Raw genomic sequence first — 20,584 nt, forward strand, 5'->3', positions numbered from 1 at the left:
GCTGCCTGCGCGGCGTCCTGCCGCGCACGTTGTACAAAAGCCCTGCATAAAGCCTGCCGCAGCGCTTAGCCGCCCAGCGGGGTCGGGTGCGGGTGCATCACTGCACGCTGCCGTTCCTCCTGGAGAAACTTCATGATGATCGGCGCCACGGCTTCGGCGCGGGTGATCAGGAACAGGTGACCGTCATCGATGATGTGCAACTGCGCGTTGGGAATGCGCCAGGCGAGCATGCGCATGTTGATCAACGGGATCAGCGGGTCGTCGTCGCCGGCCAGCACCAGCGTCGGCTGATGGATCTTGTGCAGCCAGTGAATGCTGGTCCAGCCCAGCCCGGCGAACAGTTGCCAGTAGTAACCGAGCTTGCCGGCCGAACGCACTTTCGCCGCGTGGCTGGCGGCCAGCGTCGGGTCGCGGCGGAACGAGCCGCCGTAGATCAATGGCGCGATGCGGATGACATGGGATGGCTGGATGTAGCGCCGGGGGCTGGCCATCATCCATAGCACTTTCGGTTTGCCCGGCACCATCACCGCACCGGCAGCGGTCGCCGCCAGCACCAGTTTCTTGCAGCGCTCGGGGTAGTCGTAAGCGAACTGTTGCGCCAGCGCACCGCCCCAGGACACGCCGATGACGTTGACCTGGCCGTAGTCGAGGTAATCGAGCATCCGCGAGGTCAGCTTGGCCAGGCCGGGAAAGCGATACGGCCGGTTCGGCGTCGAGGAGCCGCCGACACCGGGGACGTCGAAGGCGATTACTTCCAGATCCGGGTCCAGTGCCGCGACGAACGGAAACACCAGCTCCAGGTTGGCGCCGATGCCGTTGAAAATCAGCAAGGGCGTCAAGTGAGGCTTGCCGGGGCGTACCGCGGTGCGGATGGTTTGGCCATCCAGATCGACGGTACGGAATATGAAAGGTTGCGGCATGCGTCAGGCCCTGTGAATGTTAAGTACACCCGATTCCGTGTAGGAGTGAGCCTTGTGGCGAGGGGATTTATCCCCGTTCGGCTGCGCAGCAGTCGCAAAATCTTCACACGCGGTTGTTCAGAAATACCGCGTCAGCTGGTTTTGGGGCCGCTGCGCAGCCCAACGGGGATAAATCCCCTCGCCACAGGTTCACCCCACAATTTGGGGGGTCGAGGTGTGTCAGTTACCGCTCGTGAACGTAAGTGCCCGGCGAGGCTTCACCGGCCGGATACGCCTTGTTGCCCAGTTTCAGTGGGGCCTTTTTCAGGTCGCCCGAACGCTCTGCCTGCCATGCCTGCCAGTGCAGCCACCAGGAGTCGGTGTGCTTGGTCGAGTTCTCTTGCCAGTCATCGGCATTGGCGGCCATCTCTTCGCCGGTCATGTAGCGCGATTTCGGGTTGCCCGGCGGGTTCAGAATGCTCTGTATATGCCCGCTGCTCGACAGCACGAATTCGACCTTGCCACCAAACAACTGCGCCGACTTGTAGCAGGACTTCCATGGGGTGATGTGATCGTTGGTGCCGGCCAGCGAGAAGATGTCGGACGTGACCTGTTTGAGGTCGATCGGCGTGCCGCACACTTCCAGTGCGTTGGGGCGAATCAGTGGGTTGTTTTTGAACATTTCGATCAGATCGCCGTGGAACGCGGCCGGCAACCGTGTGGTGTCGTTGTTCCAGAACAGGATGTCGAACACCGGCGGCTCGTTGCCGAGCAGGTAGTTGTTGACCCAGTAATTCCAGATCAGGTCATTGGGGCGCATCCACGCGAAGACCTTGGCCATGTCTTTGCCTTCCAGCACGCCGGCCTGATACGAGTGGCGCTTGGCGGTCTCAAGGGTCTGTTCATCGACAAACAGCGCGACGTCGCTGTCCAGCGTCGTGTCGAGCACGCTGACCAGCAGGGTCATGGCATTGACCTTCTTCTGGCCAAGCGCCGCGTAGTGGCCGAGCAGGGCGGTGCAGGTGATGCCGCCGGAGCAGGCACCGAGCATGTTGATGTCTTTGCTGCCGGTGATCGCGGTGACCACATCGACCGCCTCTTTCAGCGCATCGATATACGTCGACAGGCCCCATTCGCGCTGTGCCTTGGTCGGGTTGCGCCAACTGACGATGAACGTCTGCACGTTGTTGCGCAGGCAGAAACGCGCCAGACTCTTGTCCGGGCTTAAGTCGAATACGTAGAACTTGTTGATCTGTGGCGGCACCACCAGCAACGGACGCTCGTGGACTTGCTCGGTGATCGGCTTGTACTGGATCAGCTCCAGCACGTCGTTGCGAAACACCACCGCCCCCTCGGTCACGCCCAGGCTCTTGCCGACCTCGAACGCGCCCATGTTGACCTGGCTCGGCATGCCGCCGTTGTGTACCAGATCCTTGGCCAGATGCGAGAGGCCATCGAGCAGGCTTTTGCCGCCGGTTTCGAAGAAGCGTTTCACCGCTGCCGGGTTGGCGGCGGTGTTGGTCGGGGCCATGGCTTCGGTCATCAGGTTGATGACGAAGTGGCCGCGCGCGATGTCTTTGGGTGACAGGCTGCTGTCGTCGATCCAGGAGTGGAGTTCCTTGCGCCACGCCAGATAAGTTTGCAGATAACGTTTGTAGAGCGGGTTCTGGCTCCACGCAGGGTCGGCGAAGCGACGGTCATCGCCGGCCGGTTGCAGTTCGGATTTGCCGAACAACACGTTCTTCAGTTCGAGGCCGAAATGGGTGACGTGTTTGACACTATGGATCGGTTGTTTGATGGCCTGTTTCAGCACCATACGAGCAGAGGCCAGCAGATCCTTTCCGCGTAGCCCAACGACGGGATTAAGCCCCAGGGTGTTTTCCGAGGCTTGATACTTCAGGTCATCGTTATTCTTGTTACTCATCTACGACGCTCCATTGTCCTGAGACGAGTACCCGGTTTTCTGCTGTGCAGTTCCACAGCCAATGCCAGGTACTACTGCTCGGGTGACCGTTAATTCTGCATAGCTGCTTTACAGTCGTAGAGCACTGCAGGGAACTTGCCAGCTCCATTGGTTACCCGAGTTTAATTTTTTTCGCAAGCAGGCCGATCCTCGGCCATACAGCGGAGCATTCAAACAGATGAATTTAGAAAATGCCCTCTAATGAGCGCAAGGCTCGGGCTAGAGCATCAGCTTGACGATCGACTCGTCCGGGTCGCGGGTTTTTCCGGCGGCTTTGAGCTCGGCCAGATAATCGGCCCAGAGTGCGTCATAACGTCGCCCCAGCTCGTAGAGATAGTCCCAGGTGAACAGGCCGCTGTCGTGACCGTCGTCGAAGGTCAGTTTCAGTGCGTAGTGACCGGCCGGTTCCAGCTTGCTCAGACCGACGTTGAGCTTGCCGAATTGCAGGATCGGTTTGCCGTGGCCCTGGACCTCGGCAGAGGGAGAATGCACGCGCAGGAATTCAGCGGGCAGGGTGTACTCCTCGCCGGACGCATAGGTGAGCGTCAGGGTTTTCGAGGCTTTGTGCAGTTTGATTTCTTTGGGGGTCATGATCAGGTATCCGTCTAGTGCGGAACCTTGTGGGAGCGAGCCTGCTCGCGAATGCGGTGGTTCAGTCAACACAGGGTTGAATGTACTGCCGTCTTCGCGAGCAGGCTCGCTCCCACAGTTCCATTACATCTGTAAGAGAGGCTTACAGGATATAACGGGACAGGTCTTCGTTCTGCGCCAATTCGCCGAGGTGGCTGTTGACGTATTCGGCGTTGATCAGAATCGGCTTCTCATCGTGGGTGCTGGCCATATCGCCGGCACTGAACGACACCTCTTCAAGCAGGCGCTCCAGCAAGGTGTGCAAACGACGGGCACCGATGTTCTCGGTCTTCTCGTTGACCTGCCAGGCGATCTCGGCGATGCGCTTGATGCCTTCCGGCTGGAACTCGATGTTCAAACCTTCGGTTTTCAGCAGCGCGCAATATTGCTCGGTGAGCGAGGCATGCGGTTCGCTGAGAATACGCTCGAAGTCCGACGGGGTCAGGGCCTTGAGTTCGACGCGGATCGGCAGGCGACCTTGCAGCTCCGGCACCAGATCGCTTGGCTTGCTCAGGTGGAACGCACCGGACGCGATGAACAGGATGTGGTCAGTCTTGACCATGCCCAGTTTGGTGTTGACGGTGCAGCCTTCGATCAGCGGCAGCAGGTCGCGCTGTACGCCTTCACGGGAGACATCGGCGCCGCCGACGTTGCCACGCTTGGCGACTTTGTCGATCTCGTCGATGAACACGATGCCGTGCTGCTCGACGGCTTCCAGGGCCTTGGCTTTCAACTCTTCTTCATTGACCAGACGCCCGGCTTCTTCGTCGCGCACCAGCTTCAGCGCTTCTTTGACCTTGAGCTTGCGGGACTTCTTCTTGCCCTTGCCCATGTTGGCGAACAGGGACTGCAACTGGTTGGTCATTTCTTCCATGCCTGGCGGCGTGGCGATCTCGATGCCGGCCACTTCGGCGACTTCGATCTCGATTTCCTTGTCATCCAGCTGACCTTCGCGCAGGCGCTTGCGGAACAGCTGACGGGTATTGGAGTCGCTGCTCGGCGCTTCTTCGTTGCTGAAGCCCATGCGTGCCGGCGGCAGCAGCGCGTCGAGGATACGATCCTCGGCGGCGTCTTCGGCGCGGTGGCGAACCTTGGTCATTTCCTGCTCACGGAGCATCTTGATCGCGGCATCAGCCAGATCACGGATGATCGATTCGACATCACGGCCGACGTAGCCGACTTCGGTGAACTTGGTCGCTTCGACTTTGATGAACGGTGCGTTGGCCAGTTTGGCCAGACGACGGGCGATCTCGGTTTTACCGACACCGGTCGGGCCGATCATCAGGATGTTCTTCGGGGTCACTTCAACGCGCAGCTCTTCAGGCAGCTGCATGCGGCGCCAGCGGTTGCGCAGGGCAATCGCGACGGCGCGCTTGGCATCGTCCTGGCCGATGATGTGGCGGTTGAGTTCGTGGACGATTTCGCGGGGAGTCATGGACATAATAATTGGCGGTCCTCAAGCAGAAAAAAGCCGTGGCACAGGGGCCGTATCAGGCTTCTTCAGCGAGATCCTGCTCCTCAATGGTCTGAGTGTGGTTGGTGAATACACAGATGTCGGCGGCGATACCCAAAGCGGTTTCGACGATTTCACGGGCCGACAGATCAGTCTTTTTCAGCAGGGCGCTGGCGGCAGCCTGCGCATAGCCGCCGCCGGAACCCATGGCAATAAGGCCATTTTCGGGTTCGACCACGTCACCGTTACCGGTAATGATCAGGGACGCGTCTTTGTTGGCGACCGCGAGCATGGCTTCGAGTCGGCTCAGGGAACGGTCGGTGCGCCATTCTTTGGCGAGTTCGACGGCGGCACGGATCAGGTGGCCCTGATGTTTCTCAAGCTGGCCTTCGAAACGTTCGAAGAGGGTAAAGGCGTCGGCAGTGGCACCGGCGAAACCGGCGATGACCTGGCCGTGGTACAGGCGACGGACTTTTTTCGCGTTGCCTTTCATCACGGTGTTGCCGAGAGAAACCTGGCCGTCGCCGCCCATGACGACTTTACCGTGGCGGCGGACTGAAACGATGGTGGTCAAGGGAAGAGTCTCCACACAGCTGGGCGAAAGTGCCTTATGCCCATTCATATGGGGGTGCTGGAGAGGATTTCAACCGCAGAGGGCGCAGAGGGACGAACGGCGAATGAGACTGTGGCGAGGGGATTTATCCCCGTTGGGGCGCGAAGCGGCCCTCAAACCTGCGCTTGCAGTCGCTCTGACACACCGCGAATGCCGGATTTACCACGGCTGCGCAGCCGGTCGGGGAAAAATCCCCTCACCACAGGGATTGTGGGCAGCCTCAGAGTGAGGTGCCCACGGGAGACAATCAGCGGCTTTGGCGCTGTTGTAACAACAGGTTGCTGAAGCCGGCGCCGGCCAGTTGTTTCTGGGCAGTGGTCAGCTGTTCACGGTTGCTGAACGGGCCGACCAGTACGCGGTACCAGGTTTCATCCTTGACCGTGCCGGATTCAACCGCCACCGCCTGACCGAGCAGAATGATCTGCGCGCGCACCTTGTCGGCATCGGTTTCCTTGCGGAATGAACCGGCCTGGAGGAAGAACTTGGTCACTGGTGCCGCTTTGCTCACGGGTGGTGCTGGCGGCGGGGTAATCCCGGCCAGCGCCGCCTGTGCGCGCGCAGTATCGATCTTCGCCGCTTCTGCCGGTGTCACCGGTGTGGTCGGGATGGCCGGCACTTGTGGCGTCGGCAGCGTCTTCTCAGGCACGGCGTCCGGCGGCACGATGACTTCCGACTCCGGCAGCAGGGTGTAGAAGTCGTACTTCGGCTTCACCGGTTGCGTCGGGCTCGGCGGGGTCTTGTTGGCCTCGGCGATTTTCGACGCTTTCTGCTGTTGCGCTTGTTCGATTTTCTCGCGCTTGACCGTGTCGCTACCCTTGCCCGGCTCCAGCTTCATCAGGAACACGATGAACGCGCCGACCGTCAGGCCGATGGCCATCCATAGCCAACCCGGAATCGGTTGCTTCGCAGGAGCTTGATAACGGCTGGCGCCACGCTTGGGTGCAGGTTTTTTCTTGGCAGCCAACTTACATTTGCTCCAGGACTTTCAGGCCCAACAGCTCCAGGCCTTGTTTAAGGGTGCGACGTGTCAATTCAGTCAGGCGCAGACGGCTTTGCATCTGGTCTGGCGTTTCGGCTTTCAGGATCGGGCAGTTCTCATAGAAACTGGAGAACAGACTGGCCAGATCATAAAGATAGGTGCAGAGAATGTGCGGGGTGCCTTTTTCCGCCACGCCATTCAGAACTTCACCGAATTGTGCCAGTTTGGTACCTAGTTCTTGCTCAAGTTCGGCTTCAAGGACGATTTGCCCTTGTACTTCGCTGAAGTCCTTTTCCAGCTTGCGGAAAACGCCGGCAGCACGGGTGTAGGCGTAAAGCAGGTAGGGAGCCGTGTTGCCTTCGAAATTCAGCATCAGATCGAAGTTGAAGCTGTAGTCGCTGGCGCGATGCTTGGACAGGTCAGCGTACTTAACCGAGTCGATACCAACGACCTTCGCGATTTCTTTCAGCGCTTCGACTGGCAAGTCCGGATTCTTTTCCTGTACCAGTTTGAAAGCGCGATCTTCTGCTTCGATCAGCAGATCAACGAGTTTCACGGTACCGCCATCACGAGTCTTGAACGGACGGCCATCCGCGCCATTCATGGTGCCGAAGCCCATGTGCTCCATCTCCATCGGATGGGTGACGAAACCGGCCTTGCGCGCCACGGCGAACACTTGCTGGAAGTGCAGGGCCTGACGCTGATCGACGAAGTACAGAGCGCGATCAGCCTTCAGCGTGCCACTGCGGTAGCGCACGGCCGCCAGATCAGTGGTGGCGTACAGGTAGCCGCCGTCAGCCTTGACGATGATCACCGGCAGCGGGTCGCCGTCGGCGTTCTTGAACTCGTCGAGGAACACGCACTGCGCGCCGTTGCTCTCAACGAGCATGCCGGCTGCTTTCAGGTCGTTGACCACGTTGATCAGGTCGTCGTTGTAGGCACTTTCGCCCATCACGTCGGCCATCGTCAGTTTTACGTTGAGCAGTTCGTAGATCTTCTGGCAGTGCGACAGCGAGATGTCCTTGAACTTGGTCCACAGCCCCAGGCACTCGGCATCGCCAGCCTGCAGCTTGACCACCAGGCCGCGGGCGAGGTCGGCGAACTCTTCGGATTCATCGAAACGCTGTTTGGCGGCGCGGTAGAAGTTTTCCAGGTCAGACAGCTCGTCGCTGGTGATCGGGTTTTCCTGCAAATAGGCCATCAGCATGCCGAACTGGGTGCCCCAGTCGCCAACGTGGTTCTGACGGATCACTTCATCGCCGAGGAATTCAAGAACTCGCGCTACACCGTCGCCGATGATGGTCGAGCGCAAGTGGCCGACGTGCATCTCTTTGGCCAGGTTCGGTGCCGACAGGTCGATCACGGTACGCTGCACAGGGCCAGCCTTGCGCACGCCAAGGTGCTCGTCGGCCAAAGCGGCTTCGAGGCGATTGGCCAAAGCCTGGGTGTTCTGGAAAAAATTGATGAAGCCCGGGCCGGCAATTTCAGCCTTGGTGACGTTTTCGTCAGCCGGCAGCGCGGCGATGATTTTTTCCGCCAGATCGCGCGGCTTCATGCCCGCAGGCTTGGCCAGCATCATCGCGATGTTGCTGGCGAAGTCGCCGTGGGTCTTGTCACGAGCGTTCTCCACCTGAATCGCCGGCGACAGGCCTTCAGGCAACACACCTTCGTTGACGAGTTGGGTGAGGGCTTGTTGGATCAGCTGGCGAATGGTGTCTTTCATGGTCTTCTCTTTCGACCGCAAGCGCGGCGGCGCATCGATGCGCGGGTGGAAAAACTGGGCATTATCCGTTGCGAAGTCGGGCTTGCCAACCTTAGCAGGCAGCTTATGGATATGTGGTGACAATTCGACCGCCATCCCTTGCAGGAACAAGGCTTGCCAGCGAAGGCGATCTTCAGGACGCCATCGCTTGTAGGAGCATGGCTTGCCAGCGAAGGCGATCTTCAGGGCCCTATCGCGGGCAAGCCTTGCTCCTACAGGTTGTGGGGTCAATACAAATCGACGGGGTCGACATCCAGCGACCAGCGCACCGCGCGCCCACTCGGCATCTGCTCCAATACCAGCAACCAACTGGCCAGCAACCGGTGCAGCGGCGCCCGCGCCGTCGCCTGCAATAACAACTGCGCACGATAACGCCCGGCCCGTCGCTCCATCGGCGCGGGCACCGGTCCAAGCAATTCAATTCCGCTCAAGTTCTGCTCGACCAGCAAACGCTCGGCTTCGCTGCACGCCTCATCAAGGAAACCTTCGGCCTGGCCCGGTTTGTGCGCTTCGGCACGCAGCAGCGCCAGATGCGCAAATGGCGGCAGCCCGGCCGCCCGGCGTTCGCTCAATGCCTGCTCGGCAAAGGCGAAGTAACCCTGTTCGGTCAGTTGCACCAATAAAGGGTGGTCGGCGAGGTGAGTCTGAATGATCACCTTGCCCGGTTCTTCCGCGCGCCCGGCCCGTCCGGCGACCTGCACGATCAACTGCGCCATGCGCTCGCTGGCGCGGAAGTCGCCGGAGAACAAACCACCGTCGGCATCGAGGATCGACACCAGCGTGACTCGCGGAAAGTGGTGACCTTTGGCAAGCATCTGCGTGCCGACCAGAATGCACGGCTGGCCCTTCTGAATCGTTGCGAACAACTGATTCATTGCGTCTTTGCGTGAAGTGCTGTCGCGATCGACCCGCAGCACCGGGTAATCCGGGAACAGAATCGACAATCGTTCCTCGGCGCGCTCGGTACCCGCGCCTACCGGACGCAGATCGACCTTGTTGCACTTCGGGCACTGGCGCGGCACGCGTTCAACGTAGCCGCAATGGTGGCAACGCAATTCGCCATGACGCTGATGCACCGTCATCCGCGCATCGCAACGCGAACACTCGGACATCCAGCCGCAATCGTGACACAGCAACGTCGGGGCAAAGCCGCGGCGGTTGAGGAACACCAACACCTGCTGGCCATTGGCAAGAGTCTGGCCGATGGCTTGCTGCATCGGCCCGGAAATACCGCTGTCCAGCGGACGGCTTTTCACATCCAAGCGCAGGAAGCGTGGTTGTTTGGCGCCACCGGCGCGTTCGTTCAGGCGCAGCAGGCCGTACCGCCCGGTGTAGGCGTTGTGCAGGCTTTCCAGCGAAGGCGTGGCGGAGCCGAGCACGATCGGGATGTTTTCCTGCCGCGCTCGCACCAGCGCCAGGTCGCGGGCGTGGTAACGCAAACCTTCCTGCTGTTTATAAGAACCGTCGTGCTCCTCGTCGATGATGATCAGCCCGGGGTTTTTCATCGGGGTGAACAGCGCCGAACGGGTGCCGATAATGATGTCGGCCTCGCCATCGCGCGCGGCGAGCCAGGCGTCGAGGCGTTCGCGATCATTGACCGCCGAATGCAGCAGGGCGATGCGCGCATTGAAACGCTGTTCGAAGCGCGCCAGCGTCTGCGGGCCGAGGTTGATCTCGGGGATCAGCACCAGCGCCTGCTTGCCGGCTTCGAGGGTTTCGCGAATCAGCTGCAAATAGACTTCGGTCTTGCCGCTGCCGGTGACGCCGGCCAACAGGAAGGCGTGATAACTGTCGAAACCGGCGCGGATAGCCTCGTAGGCGGCGCGTTGTTCGGTGTTGAGCGGCAGTTCCGGCTGTGCCAGCCAGTGCTCATGGCGCGCGCCCGGCGCATGGCGACGGATTTCCACTTGCACCAAATTCTTGGCCAGCAGCAGATCGAGACTGTCCTTGCTCAGCATCAGCTTGCTCAGTAGCTGATGCGCGACGCCGTGCGGATGCTGGGCCAGGGTGGCAAGTGCTTCACGCTGACGCGGGGCGCGGGCGACACGCGGATCATCAAGGCTGGCGCCGGGGGTAATCGACCAGAAGCGCTCTTGCCGGGCTTCGGCCAGTTCGCCCTGACGCAACAGCACCGGCAGCGCCCAGCTCAACGTGTCGCCGAGGCTGTGCTGGTAATACTGCGACGTCCACAGGCACAGTTTGAACAGCGCTGGCGGCAGCGGCGGCGTGGCATCGAGCAGCGCTAGCGCCGGTTTGAGCTTCTCGACCGGCACTTCGCTGGTGTCCGTGACCTCGACCAGAATGCCGATCATCTCGCGTCGACCGAACGGCACGCGCAGGCGCATGCCCGGCTGCAATTGCTCGCGCAGCACGCCGGCCGGCGCTCGATAGTCGAACAGGCGGCGCAGAGGCGAGGGCAAGGCAAGGCGCAGAATGGCGTCGGGCACGCGGGGGGATCTCGATCAACAGACGATTAAAAGGACTGCGGACATAACCTGTGGGAGCGAGCCTGCTCGCGAAAGCGCTGTGTCAGGCGACTAAAATGCTGGCTGATAGATCGGCTTCGCGAGCAGGCTCGCTCCCACAGGGACAGTGCAATGGGTCGGGAGCCTAGCAGACGGTCGGTGTCAGCGACAGCTTGCGTGATTGGCAATGTCTGGTAGAATCCGCGGCCTAATTACGTGCGGTATTCAACAATAGTGTTGAGTGGCGGCACGCTAGCCTGAGGAATACACCATGAAAGCCGATATCCATCCAGCATACGAAACCATCGAAGTAACTTGCAGCTGCGGCAACAAGTTCGAAACTCGTTCGAACCTGTGCAAGCCACTGGGTACTGACGTATGCAACGAGTGCCACCCGTTCTACACCGGTAAGCAGAAGACTCTGGATACTGGCGGTCGTGTACAGCGCTTCGCAGACCGTTTCGGCGCTTTCGGCAAGAAAGCTCCAGCTGCTGCAGAGTAAGGTTGAAGGGCCCAATGGGCTTTTCCTTGCTGTTGAAAAAGGCGTCCCTTGCGGGCGCCTTTTTTGTGTCTGCCATTTGGCTTTCCAGCGCGCAAGCCTTCTGTCCGGTGCCTTCCGGACTGGCCAGCGTCGCCGTGCAGCGCGTGGTCGATGGCGACACAGTGCGCCTGAGCGACGGCCGCAGCGTGCGCATGATCGGTCTCAATACGCCTGAACTGGGCAAGCAAGGCCGCAGCGACGAACCGTTCGCGGTGGCAGCGCGCAAACGTCTGCAAGCCTTGGTCGATGCCAGCGGCGGACGTGTCGGTTTGCGCCTCGGCAAGCAAGCCAAAGACCATTACGGACGTACGCTCGCGCATATTTACAGTGCCGGCGGCGCCAATCTCGAAGCGCAAATGCTCGCCGATGGCCTCGGTTTCCAGGTCGCGGTGGCGCCGAATGTTGATCTTGTTAAGTGTCAGCAAGCCGCCGAAAGCAGCGCGCGACAGGCGGGCCTGGGGCTCTGGCGTCAGTCACCTGTACTGAAAGCGGAGCAGATCCAGCGCTCGGGGTTCGCCGTGGTTCAAGGGCGTGTGAGCAAGGTTCAGCGCAATCGTGGCGGAATCTGGATCGAGTTGCAGGGCTCGCTTGTATTGCGTGTTGCACCCAATCTCGTCGGACAATTTGACCATGTTCGTTTGCAGGCGCTGAAGGGCCGACAAATCGAGGCTCGCGGCTGGATCGTCGATCGTTCGCGGCGCGGCGGATTGAAATCGGATGAATCGCGTTGGCTTTTGCCATTGACCGATCCTTCGATGTTGCAGAGCGCACGCTGAATAAAAATTGTAGACATTTTTTCTGTCGATTGTGAACAGTCAAGCCCTTGTGCGCCGTGGCTCTTGGCCCAAAGTCGTAGGGCAGGGCGCTTGACAGGGGTGACCGCTCAGTCTTGTGGGGACTTTGCGAGGCGCGTATCCTCGCTGACCAGTCTGTCCAACAGTAAAAAGCGGAATGCCAAAATGTCTGATCTGAAAACTGCCGCTCTCGAATATCATGCCAATCCTCGTCCAGGAAAGCTGAGTGTCGAGCTCACCAAGGCCACTGCTACTGCTCGCGACTTGTCGCTGGCCTATAGCCCCGGCGTAGCTGAACCAGTGCGTGAGATCGCTCGCGATCCTGAACTGGCCTACAAATACACCGGCAAGGGCAACCTGGTTGCAGTCATTTCCGATGGCACCGCGATTCTGGGCCTGGGTAACCTCGGCCCACTGGCTTCCAAGCCAGTGATGGAAGGTAAAGGCGTGCTGTTCAAGCGCTTCGCCGGCATCGACGTTTTCGACATCGAAGTCGACTCCGAAAGCCCGCAAGCCTTTATCGACACCGTAAAACGCATTTCCATCACCTTCGGTGGTATCAACCTGGAAGACATCAAGGCGCCTGAGTGCTTTGAAATCGAACGTGCTCTGATCGAGCAGTGCGACATTCCGGTATTCCACGATGACCAGCACGGCACCGCGATCGTGACCGCTGCGGGCATGATCAACGCCCTGGAAATCGCCGGCAAAACCCTGCCAGACGCCAAGATCGTCTGCCTGGGCGCTGGTGCTGCCGCCATCTCCTGCATGAAATTGCTGGTGAGCATGGGCGCACGCATCGAAAACATCTTCATGGTTGACCGTACCGGCGTGATCCACTCCGGCCGTGACGACCTGAACCAGTACAAAGCCGTATTCGCCCACGCCACCGAGAAGCGCAGCCTGGCTGACGCTCTGCAAGGCGCTGACGTGTTCGTCGGTCTGTCCGGCCCGAACCTGCTGAGCGCTGAAGGCTTGCTGTCGATGGCGGCCAACCCGATCGTGTTCGCCTGCTCGAACCCGGATCCGGAAATCTCCCCGGAACTGGCGCACGCCACCCGCAACGACGTGATCATGGCGACCGGCCGTTCGGACTACCCGAACCAGGTCAACAACGTACTGGGCTTCCCGTTCATCTTCCGTGGTGCTCTGGACGTTCGTGCCAAGCGCATCAACGAAGAAATGAAAGTGGCTGCCGCCAACGCCCTGCGTGAACTGGCCAAGCTGCCAGTGCCTCAGGACGTGTGCGACGCCTACGGTGGTGCTCCGCTGGAATTCGGTCGTGAGTACATCATTCCGAAGCCAATGGACAAGCGCCTGATCACCCTGATCTCCGACGCTGTGGCCAAAGCCGCGATCGAGACCGGTGTGGCCACCCTGCCGTATCCGAAGAACTACCCGCTGAAAAGCGTGGATGACGTGTTCAACGGCTAAGCCGTTGTAACGCTTCAACCGAAAGCCCCGGCTCGTGAGAGTTGGGGCTTTTTATTGCCTGAGGATCAAGAGCCCCTCACCCTAACCCTCTCCCGGAGGGAGAGGGGACTGATTGGGGGATGCTCGGGAGTTGCGCCGACCTGAACGCATTGTTTTGAGTCCATAATCGACACAACTCTCTCAGGTCGATGTAGGGCGCCAGACAACTCGGTCAGTCCCCTCTCCCTCCGGGAGAGGGCTAGGGTGGGTAAAGACCGGGTACATCCTTTACGTTTGAGACCGGGGACATGGTTTACAGGTATCAATCATGGTCAGGAGGTGCTGACCATGCCCTGGAATCAAGAGTCCCCAATGGATCAACGAGTGAAGTTAGTCAGCGACTGGCTTGGCGGCAGTTACACCAAAAGCCAATTAAGTCGGCGCTATGGCGTCAGCCGTCCAACCATCGACAAGTGGCTGGAACGGTATGCAGCACTGGGCGTGGACGGCTTGAAAGAGCAATCGCGTAAGCCATTGAATTGCCCTCATCAAACGCCCGACGAAATCATAGCCACGCTGCTGACCAAGAAAAACGAGCATCCCGATCGGGGGCCTAAGCAGATCATTGATCGTCTGCGCGTCTCCGATCCGGATATCCACTGGCCGGCCGCGAGTACCGCCGGGATATGGTTGAAGAAGGCTGGTCTGGTCACCGCGCGGCGCCCCTATCCCGTGCGCCCACGCGCTCCGACGCATTTGCGTCCGGTCGATCAACCCAATCAGACCTGGTGTGCCGATTACAAAGGGCAATTCAAAATGCAGGATGGCAATTGGTGCTATCCGCTGACCATTACCGACCAGATGAGTCGCTATCTGCTGCTTTGCCGGGCATTGCCCAGCACGCATGGGGAGCCGACGCGGCAGGGCTTCGAGTGGGCCTTCCGGGAGTTTGGGTTGCCGGATGTGATTCGCACGGACAATGGCGCTCCCTTCGCATCAACGGGTTTGGCGCGTTTATCGAAGTTGTCGGTGTGGTTCATCAGGCACGGAATTCACGTCGAGACAATTACGCCTGGCCGTCCCGACCAAAATGGCCGGCACGAACGGATGCACCGAACGCTGAAAGCAGCGGTATTACGAACACCTGCGGAAAATCTTGTGCGCCAGCAATTGGCCTTTGAGGATTTCATCCAGGACTTCAATCAGGTTCGACCGCACACCGCGTTGGACATGAAGCCACCTGCTTCGGTGTATAGCCCGTCGTTACGACCCTACCCCGGTTACCTGCCAGCGGTTGAATACGGCACTGACGTTGAAGTGCGTAAGGTTCGTTCGAACGGAGAGTTCAAATGGAAAGGACAGCTGATTTTTCTGGGAGAGGCACTGATCGGCGAAGAGATCGCGCTGAAGGAGGTGGCTGATGATGTGTGGGAGTTGTACTTTTGCACCTTCTGTTTAGGCAGGCTTGAACGCGGCGCTAAACGCGTAGCAAGCCTGGAAAAGGTGTAAACGATGTCCCCGGTCTAATGTGTAAAGGATGTACCGGTCTCTACAGTGAGGGGCTCTTGATCTTCAGCCGTAAAAAAGCCCCGCACTTCTCACGAAGGCGGGGCTTTTCAGTAGCTGCGGATCAGAACAGATCGATCGGCGCCTGCTCATCCGCTGGCAGCGGGCTGCCCGGTACAGCGCCGTTACCCAGCTCATTCACCGACGGCGGCGTGTCTTCAGCCTTGAACAGCTCGAAGTACGCACCCGGCGTGCTTGGCGTTGCCGCGCGACCGCTCACCGGATCCACCCGCAGGCTCAGCAAACCTTCCGGCTCAGGCTGGACGTGAGGCGGCTTGTCCTTCAGCGCAGCCGACATGTAGTTCATCCAGATCGGCAGCGCCACGGTGCCGCCGAATTCGCGACGACCGAGGCTTTCCGGTTGGTCGAAACCGGTCCAGACCGTGGTCACGTAATCGCCGTTGTAACCGGAGAACCAGGCGTCTTTCGATTCGTTGGTGGTACCGGTTTTACCGGCGATGTCACTGCGGCCCATGGCCAGTGCACGACGGCCAGTGCCGAGCTTGATCACGTCCTGCAACATGCTGTTGAGGATGTACGTGGTGCGACCATCGACGATTCGCTCAGCCACGGCCGGCGCTTGCGGCACGGCAGCATTGCCTGGTGCTTCACCCGGAACCGGTGCCGCATTGACCGTGAACGATTCGGCGTTCGGTGCGGCGATACCGTCTGTCGCCGAACCACCCTTAGGTACGGTTGGCGGGTTGGCGACGAACAGGGTGTCGCCGTTACGGCTTTCGATCTTGTCGATGACGTAAGGCGTGATCTTGTAACCACCGTTGGCGAACGTACTCCATCCGGTGGCGATCTCCATCGGTGTCAGCGTCGCGGTACCCAGGGCCAGCGACAGGTTCGGCGGCAGATCCTGCTTGTTGAAACCAAATCGGCTGATGTAGTCGATGGTCTTGCTAACGCCCATCGCTTGCACCAAGCGGATCGACACCAGGTTGCGCGACTTGTACAAACCTTCACGCAGGCGGATCGGGCCGAGGAAGGTGTTGGTGTCGTTCTTCGGACGCCAGACCTTGTCGAGGTACTCGTCGACAAACACGATTGGCGCGTCGTTGACCAGCGTGGCGGCGGTGTAGCCGTTATCCAGCGCCGCACTGTAGACGAACGGCTTGAAGCTCGAACCCGGCTGACGCTTGGCCTGCATGGCGCGGTTGTAGTTGCTCTGCTCGAAAGCGAAACCGCCGACCAGCGAGCGAATCGCGCCGTTTTGCGGATCCAGCGACACCAGCGCACCTTGTGCCTGCGGGAGCTGGCTGAACTTCAGCGAGTTGTCCTTCTGGCGCTGCACGCGTACCAGATCGCCGACCTGGGCAACATCCGACGGCTGGCGCGGGTTGGCGCCCATGCTGTTGGTGTTGAGGAACGGCCGCGCCCATTTCATGGTGTCCCAGGCGACATGTTCTTCGCCGGTGCGGGTCAGCACTTGCAGGCCGTTCTTGTCGACCTGGGTGACAATGGCGGGTTCGAGGCTGCTGATGGTGCGTTGTTTGCTCAGCTCGCTGACCCAGGCCTCGCGAGTCTTGCCCGGCAGGCGCGATTCAGGGCCACGGTAGCCGTGACGCTGGTCGTAGGTCATCAAGCCTTCGTGCAGCGCGGTGTTGGCCATTTCCTGCAGGTTGCTCGGCACCGTGGTGGTGACGCGGAAACCTTCGGTGTAGGCGTCACTGCCATAACGACCGACCATTTCGGCACGGGCCATTTCGGCGATGTACGGCGCATTCACTTCCGGCGTCGGCACGTGATAACTGGCGTTCAGCGGTTCGTTGATCGCGGCGGTGTAGTCCGCCTCGCTGATCTTGCCGAGCTTGTACATGCGCCCGAGGATCCAGTCGCGACGCTCTTTACTGCGCGCCGGGTTGGCCAGCGGGTTGAAGCGTGACGGGGCTTTCGGCAGGCCGGCGATCATCGCCATCTGCGCCAGGCTGACGTCGCGGATCGACTTGCCGTAATACACCTGCGCCGCCGCCTCGATGCCGTAGGCGCGGTTGCCGAGATAGATTTTGTTCACGTACAGCTCAAGGATTTCGTCCTTGGTCAGCTGCCGTTCAATTTGCAGTGCCAGCAAAATCTCGGTGGTTTTGCGCGAGAAGCTGCGTTCGCTGGTCAGGAAGAAGTTCTTCGCCACCTGCATGGTAATGGTGCTGCCGCCGGACTGGATGTGACCGCTTTTGACCAACTGGGTCGCGGCGCGCATCAGGCTGCTCGGATCAACGCCATAGTGATTGGCGAAATTGTCGTCTTCAGCACTTAGTAACGCATTAATGAAATTGGGCGGAATGTCGGCGAAACGGATCGGAGTCCGGCGCATTTCGCCAAATTCTGCGATCAACTTGTTATCGCTGCTGTATACCCGCAAAGGAATCTGCAACTGAATGCTTCTCAGGGCCTCCACAGACGGCAAACCCGGACTAAGGTAAAGATAGGCGCCGCTGAGACCTAAAAGCAGTCCGCAGAAAACGGCGACGATGGACCAACCGAAAAATTTCAGCAGACGAATCAAGGCTTTTGGACATCCAGGGCAAAGAATGAATTTGGCGACGGGGTTCCGGCGACACACAGAACAACCCGCGCAGGCAGTAAAAAGCGGAAAAAAACGCTGGGCATTATAAGCACTTTTCTAGCGGGGGCGTCATTTGCGCTTCTGTCAAGACGGGGTGAAGGAACGCAATGCGTATTACAGAGTCCGTAACTCACGGAAAGTCATAGGGAATTGGTAGTGCTGGGACTCTTCAATAAAAAGACCAATACGTTACTGGGGATCGACATCAGCTCCACTTCGGTGAAGCTGCTGGAACTGAGCCGTCAGGGCGATCGCTACCGGGTCGAGGCGTACGCGGTGGAGCCATTGCCGGCGAACGCCGTGGTCGAAAAGAATATCGCCGAGCTCGAAGGCGTCGGCCTGGCCCTGAGCCGAGTGCTGGTCAAGGCGCGCACCGGGCTCAAAGGCGTGGCGGTGGCCGTCGCCGGTTCTGCGGTGATCACCAAAATCATTGAAATGGACGCCGGGCTGTCCGACGACGAACTGGAAAATCAGCTCAAGATCGAAGCCGACCAATACATTCCCTATCCGCTGGACGAAGTCGCCATCGACTTCGAAGTCCAGGGCGTGTCGCCGCGCAACCCCGAGCGGGTCAGCGTGCTGCTGGCCGCCTGTCGCAAGGAAAACGTCGAAGTGCGCGAAGCAGCGCTCGCCCTCGCCGGGCTGACGGCGCGCGTGGTCGACGTCGAGGCCTACGCGCTGGAGCGCTCATTCGGCCTGCTCGCCACGCAACTGGCCGCTTCCCAAGAGCGCCTTACCGTCGCCGTGGTCGACATCGGCGCGACCATGACCACCCTCAGCGTCCTGCACAACGGCAAGATCATCTACACCCGCGAGCAATTGTTCGGCGGGCGCCAACTCACCGAAGAAATCCAGCGGCGTTATGGCCTGACCCTCGAACAGGCGGGGCTGGCGAAGAAACAGGGCGGTCTGCCCGACGATTACGTCAGCGAAGTCTTGCAGCCGTTTCGCGAGGCGCTGGTGCAGCAGGTGTCGCGTTCGCTGCAATTCTTCTTCGCATCCGGCCAGTACAACGCGGTCGACCATATTCTGCTGGCCGGCGGCACGGCGTCGGTGCCGGGGCTGGACCGCCTGATCGAACAGCGCCTGAAGACCCCGACTCAGGTAGCCAACCCGTTTGCCGACATGGCCCTGAGCAGCAAGGTCAATGCCGGGGCGCTGGCCAGTGACGCGCCGGCCCTGATGATTGCCTGCGGGCTCGCGCTCAGGAGTTTCGACTGATGGCGCGGATCAATCTTTTACCCTGGCGCGAGGAGCGCCGTGAAGAGCGGCGCAAACGCTTCCTGCTGGCGCTGATCGGTGTCGTGGTCGGCTCGGTGGGCGCCGTGTTCATTGCCGATCAGGTCATCAGCGCCGCGATCGAGCAGCAAGTGGCGCGCAACGACTACATCGGCAAGCAAATCGCGGTAGTCGACGAACGGATCAAACAGATCAGCGAGCTCAAGGCGCGTCGTCAGCAGTTGGTCGAACGCATGCGCATCATCCAAGACTTGCAGGGCAACCGGCAGATCAGCGGGCGGATCTTCGATCAGTTGGCGCGCACGTTGCCGGACGGCGTTTACTTCACCGACGTGAAAATGCTCGGCAAAACCCTGTCGATCAGTGGCGCCGCCGAGTCGAACAACCGTGTTTCCGAGCTGATGCGCAATCTCGATGCCTCCGACTGGTTTGACGCACCGAGCCTGAACGAAGTGAAAGCCACCTCTGCCGATCAGTTGCAGCAGGCCAACGTCTTTCAGTTGACCGTTCGTCAGACCCAGCCGAAGACTGCGGAGGACGAGCAATGAAGCCGTCCGAATGGCTGGAGAGCCTGCGCAACATCGACTTCAACGACCTGGACACCAGCAATATCGGCTCCTGGCCAGCCGCGGTGAAAGCCATCGCCGGCGCCCTGTTGATGGTGCTGGTGCTGGCGCTTGGTTATAACTTTTTCATCAGCGACCTGGAAACCGAACTCGAAACCAAACGCGACGAGGAGGCCACGCTTAAGGAGCAGTTCGCCAGCAAGGCGCACCTGTCGGCCAATCTGGAGCTGTACACCCAGCAGATGAAGGAAATGGAAAACTCCTTCGGCGTGTTGCTGCGGCAGTTGCCCAGCGACACCGAAGTGCCGGGGCTGCTGGAAGACATCACCCGCACCGGGTTGGGCAGTGGTCTGGAATTCGAAGAAATCAAACTGCTGCCGGAAGTCACTCAGCCGTTTTACATCGAACTACCGATTCAGATCACCGTCACCGGCGCTTATCACGACCTGGCTACCTTCGTCAGTGGTGTGGCGGGGCTGCCGCGCATCGTCACTCTGCATGACTTCGAATTGGCGCCTGCCGATAAGGATGGCGGGCCGAAATTGCGCATGAGCATCCTCGCCAAGACCTACCGCTACAACGACAAGGGGCTGGCGAAATGACCCCGATTCGTTATCTCGTCTTGTCGACGGCCTTGTTGGCGCTGCACGGTTGTGGCGGCAGCGATGACTTCAGTGACCTTGATGCCTACATGAACGAAGTGCGTCTGCGCCCGGCCGGCAAGATTGAACCCACCCCGACTTTCCGCTCTTACCCGACATTCACCTATAGCGCCGCCAACCTGCGCAGTCCGTTCTCGCGTCAGGTGCGCGTTGATCTGGCCGGGCAGCAGCGCGGTTCGCGCAACGTCAAACCCGACCCCAACCGGGTCAAGCAGTACCTCGAAGGTTTTAACATCGAGCAGTTCGAGATGGTCGGCACGATCTCCAATGTTTCCGGCTCCTTTGCGCTGTTGCGCGGGGCGGGCGGGGTGCATCGCCTGAAAGTAGGCGATTACCTGGGGCGCAACGATGGTCGCATTGTCGCCATCAGTGCCACCCAGGTTGATGTGGTCGAAATCGTCCCCGACGGCGAAGGCGCCTGGCTGGAGCGTCCGCGCACCATTCCTTTGAAAGAGCACTCATAGTGG

The 20,584-nt window shown here is 60.0% G+C and carries 17 protein-coding genes; 8 read left to right on the forward strand and 9 right to left on the reverse strand.

Going from position 1 to position 20,584, the window contains the following annotated elements; translation table 11 throughout:
* Nucleotides 1-65: 65 nt before the first annotated feature.
* The 8 genes from phaZ to JFT81_RS26075 all read right to left on the reverse strand — a co-directional run bounded on the left by phaZ (nucleotide 66) and on the right by JFT81_RS26075 (nucleotide 10,746).
* The gene (phaZ, locus tag JFT81_RS26040; RefSeq protein ID WP_016984597.1) at nucleotides 66-920 is read right to left on the reverse strand and encodes a poly(3-hydroxyalkanoate) depolymerase; all 855 of its coding nucleotides are present in this window, start codon (nucleotides 918-920) and stop codon (nucleotides 66-68) included.
* A gap of 223 nt (nucleotides 921-1,143) precedes the next feature.
* Nucleotides 1,144-2,823 (reverse strand): class II poly(R)-hydroxyalkanoic acid synthase, encoded by a 1,680-nt coding sequence (gene phaC / locus JFT81_RS26045; protein ID WP_201230045.1) that lies wholly within the window; start codon nucleotides 2,821-2,823, stop codon nucleotides 1,144-1,146.
* A gap of 258 nt (nucleotides 2,824-3,081) precedes the next feature.
* Nucleotides 3,082-3,453 carry a DUF971 domain-containing protein gene (locus tag JFT81_RS26050; protein ID WP_201230046.1) on the reverse strand — a complete coding sequence of 124 codons (372 nt, stop codon included), beginning with the start codon at nucleotides 3,451-3,453 and terminating at the stop codon, nucleotides 3,082-3,084.
* A gap of 142 nt (nucleotides 3,454-3,595) precedes the next feature.
* Nucleotides 3,596-4,933 (reverse strand): HslU--HslV peptidase ATPase subunit, encoded by a 1,338-nt coding sequence (hslU, locus tag JFT81_RS26055; RefSeq protein WP_201230048.1) that lies wholly within the window; start codon nucleotides 4,931-4,933, stop codon nucleotides 3,596-3,598.
* 49 nt (nucleotides 4,934-4,982) lie between these two features.
* Nucleotides 4,983-5,519: an ATP-dependent protease subunit HslV gene (gene hslV, locus JFT81_RS26060; protein ID WP_003220875.1), complete on the reverse strand. Its 537-nt coding sequence runs from the start codon at nucleotides 5,517-5,519 to the stop codon at nucleotides 4,983-4,985.
* Between the two features lie 286 nt (nucleotides 5,520-5,805).
* A complete protein-coding gene (locus JFT81_RS26065; protein WP_201230050.1) occupies nucleotides 5,806-6,522 on the reverse strand; it encodes an SPOR domain-containing protein in 717 nt (238 codons plus the stop codon).
* A gap of 1 nt (nucleotide 6,523) precedes the next feature.
* Entirely contained in the window at nucleotides 6,524-8,260 is a 1,737-nt protein-coding gene (gene argS / locus JFT81_RS26070) for an arginine--tRNA ligase (RefSeq protein WP_201230051.1), read from the reverse strand.
* Between the two features lie 266 nt (nucleotides 8,261-8,526).
* Complete coding sequence (locus JFT81_RS26075; RefSeq protein WP_201230052.1) at nucleotides 8,527-10,746, reverse strand: primosomal protein N'; 2,220 nt, start codon at nucleotides 10,744-10,746, stop codon at nucleotides 8,527-8,529.
* A 289-nt stretch (nucleotides 10,747-11,035) separates the two neighbouring features.
* On the opposite strand from JFT81_RS26075, the gene rpmE reads away from it, so the two are divergent.
* The 4 genes from rpmE (at nucleotide 11,036) to JFT81_RS26095 (ending at nucleotide 15,021) form a co-directional block, all read left to right on the forward strand.
* A complete protein-coding gene (gene rpmE / locus JFT81_RS26080; protein ID WP_008080648.1) occupies nucleotides 11,036-11,266 on the forward strand; it encodes a 50S ribosomal protein L31 in 231 nt (76 codons plus the stop codon).
* Nucleotides 11,267-11,280: 14 nt separating this feature from the next.
* Entirely contained in the window at nucleotides 11,281-12,081 is an 801-nt protein-coding gene (locus JFT81_RS26085; protein ID WP_201230053.1) for a thermonuclease family protein, read from the forward strand.
* A 183-nt stretch (nucleotides 12,082-12,264) separates the two neighbouring features.
* Nucleotides 12,265-13,533, forward strand: a complete 1,269-nt coding sequence (locus JFT81_RS26090) for a malic enzyme-like NAD(P)-binding protein (protein WP_201147803.1) — start codon at nucleotides 12,265-12,267, stop codon at nucleotides 13,531-13,533.
* Between the two features lie 327 nt (nucleotides 13,534-13,860).
* The gene (locus tag JFT81_RS26095; protein WP_201228229.1) at nucleotides 13,861-15,021 is read left to right on the forward strand and encodes an integrase core domain-containing protein; all 1,161 of its coding nucleotides are present in this window, start codon (nucleotides 13,861-13,863) and stop codon (nucleotides 15,019-15,021) included.
* Between the two features lie 121 nt (nucleotides 15,022-15,142).
* Here JFT81_RS26095 and JFT81_RS26100 read toward each other — a convergent pair whose 3' ends face one another.
* The gene (locus JFT81_RS26100) at nucleotides 15,143-17,590 is read right to left on the reverse strand and encodes a penicillin-binding protein 1A (protein ID WP_201230054.1); all 2,448 of its coding nucleotides are present in this window, start codon (nucleotides 17,588-17,590) and stop codon (nucleotides 15,143-15,145) included.
* Between the two features lie 216 nt (nucleotides 17,591-17,806).
* Here JFT81_RS26100 and JFT81_RS26105 point away from each other — a divergent pair, with 216 nt between their 5' ends.
* Genes JFT81_RS26105 through JFT81_RS26120 form a run of 4 tightly spaced genes read left to right on the forward strand, consistent with a single transcriptional unit; the run spans nucleotide 17,807 to nucleotide 20,581 of the window.
* On the forward strand, nucleotides 17,807-18,871 hold the full coding sequence (locus tag JFT81_RS26105; protein WP_201230055.1) for a pilus assembly protein PilM: 1,065 nt from the start codon (nucleotides 17,807-17,809) through the stop codon (nucleotides 18,869-18,871).
* Nucleotides 18,871-19,437 carry a PilN domain-containing protein gene (locus tag JFT81_RS26110; RefSeq protein WP_201230056.1) on the forward strand — a complete coding sequence of 189 codons (567 nt, stop codon included), beginning with the start codon at nucleotides 18,871-18,873 and terminating at the stop codon, nucleotides 19,435-19,437. Before JFT81_RS26105 ends, JFT81_RS26110 begins: the two co-directional genes overlap by 1 nt.
* On the forward strand, nucleotides 19,434-20,057 hold the full coding sequence (gene pilO / locus JFT81_RS26115; protein WP_201230065.1) for a type 4a pilus biogenesis protein PilO: 624 nt from the start codon (nucleotides 19,434-19,436) through the stop codon (nucleotides 20,055-20,057). Before JFT81_RS26110 ends, pilO begins: the two co-directional genes overlap by 4 nt.
* Nucleotides 20,054-20,581, forward strand: a complete 528-nt coding sequence (locus tag JFT81_RS26120) for a pilus assembly protein PilP (protein WP_201230067.1) — start codon at nucleotides 20,054-20,056, stop codon at nucleotides 20,579-20,581. Before pilO ends, JFT81_RS26120 begins: the two co-directional genes overlap by 4 nt.
* Nucleotides 20,582-20,584 lie beyond the last annotated feature (3 nt).

This window comes from Pseudomonas sp. TH43, assembly GCF_016650635.1.
GTDB lineage: Bacteria > Pseudomonadota > Gammaproteobacteria > Pseudomonadales > Pseudomonadaceae > Aquipseudomonas.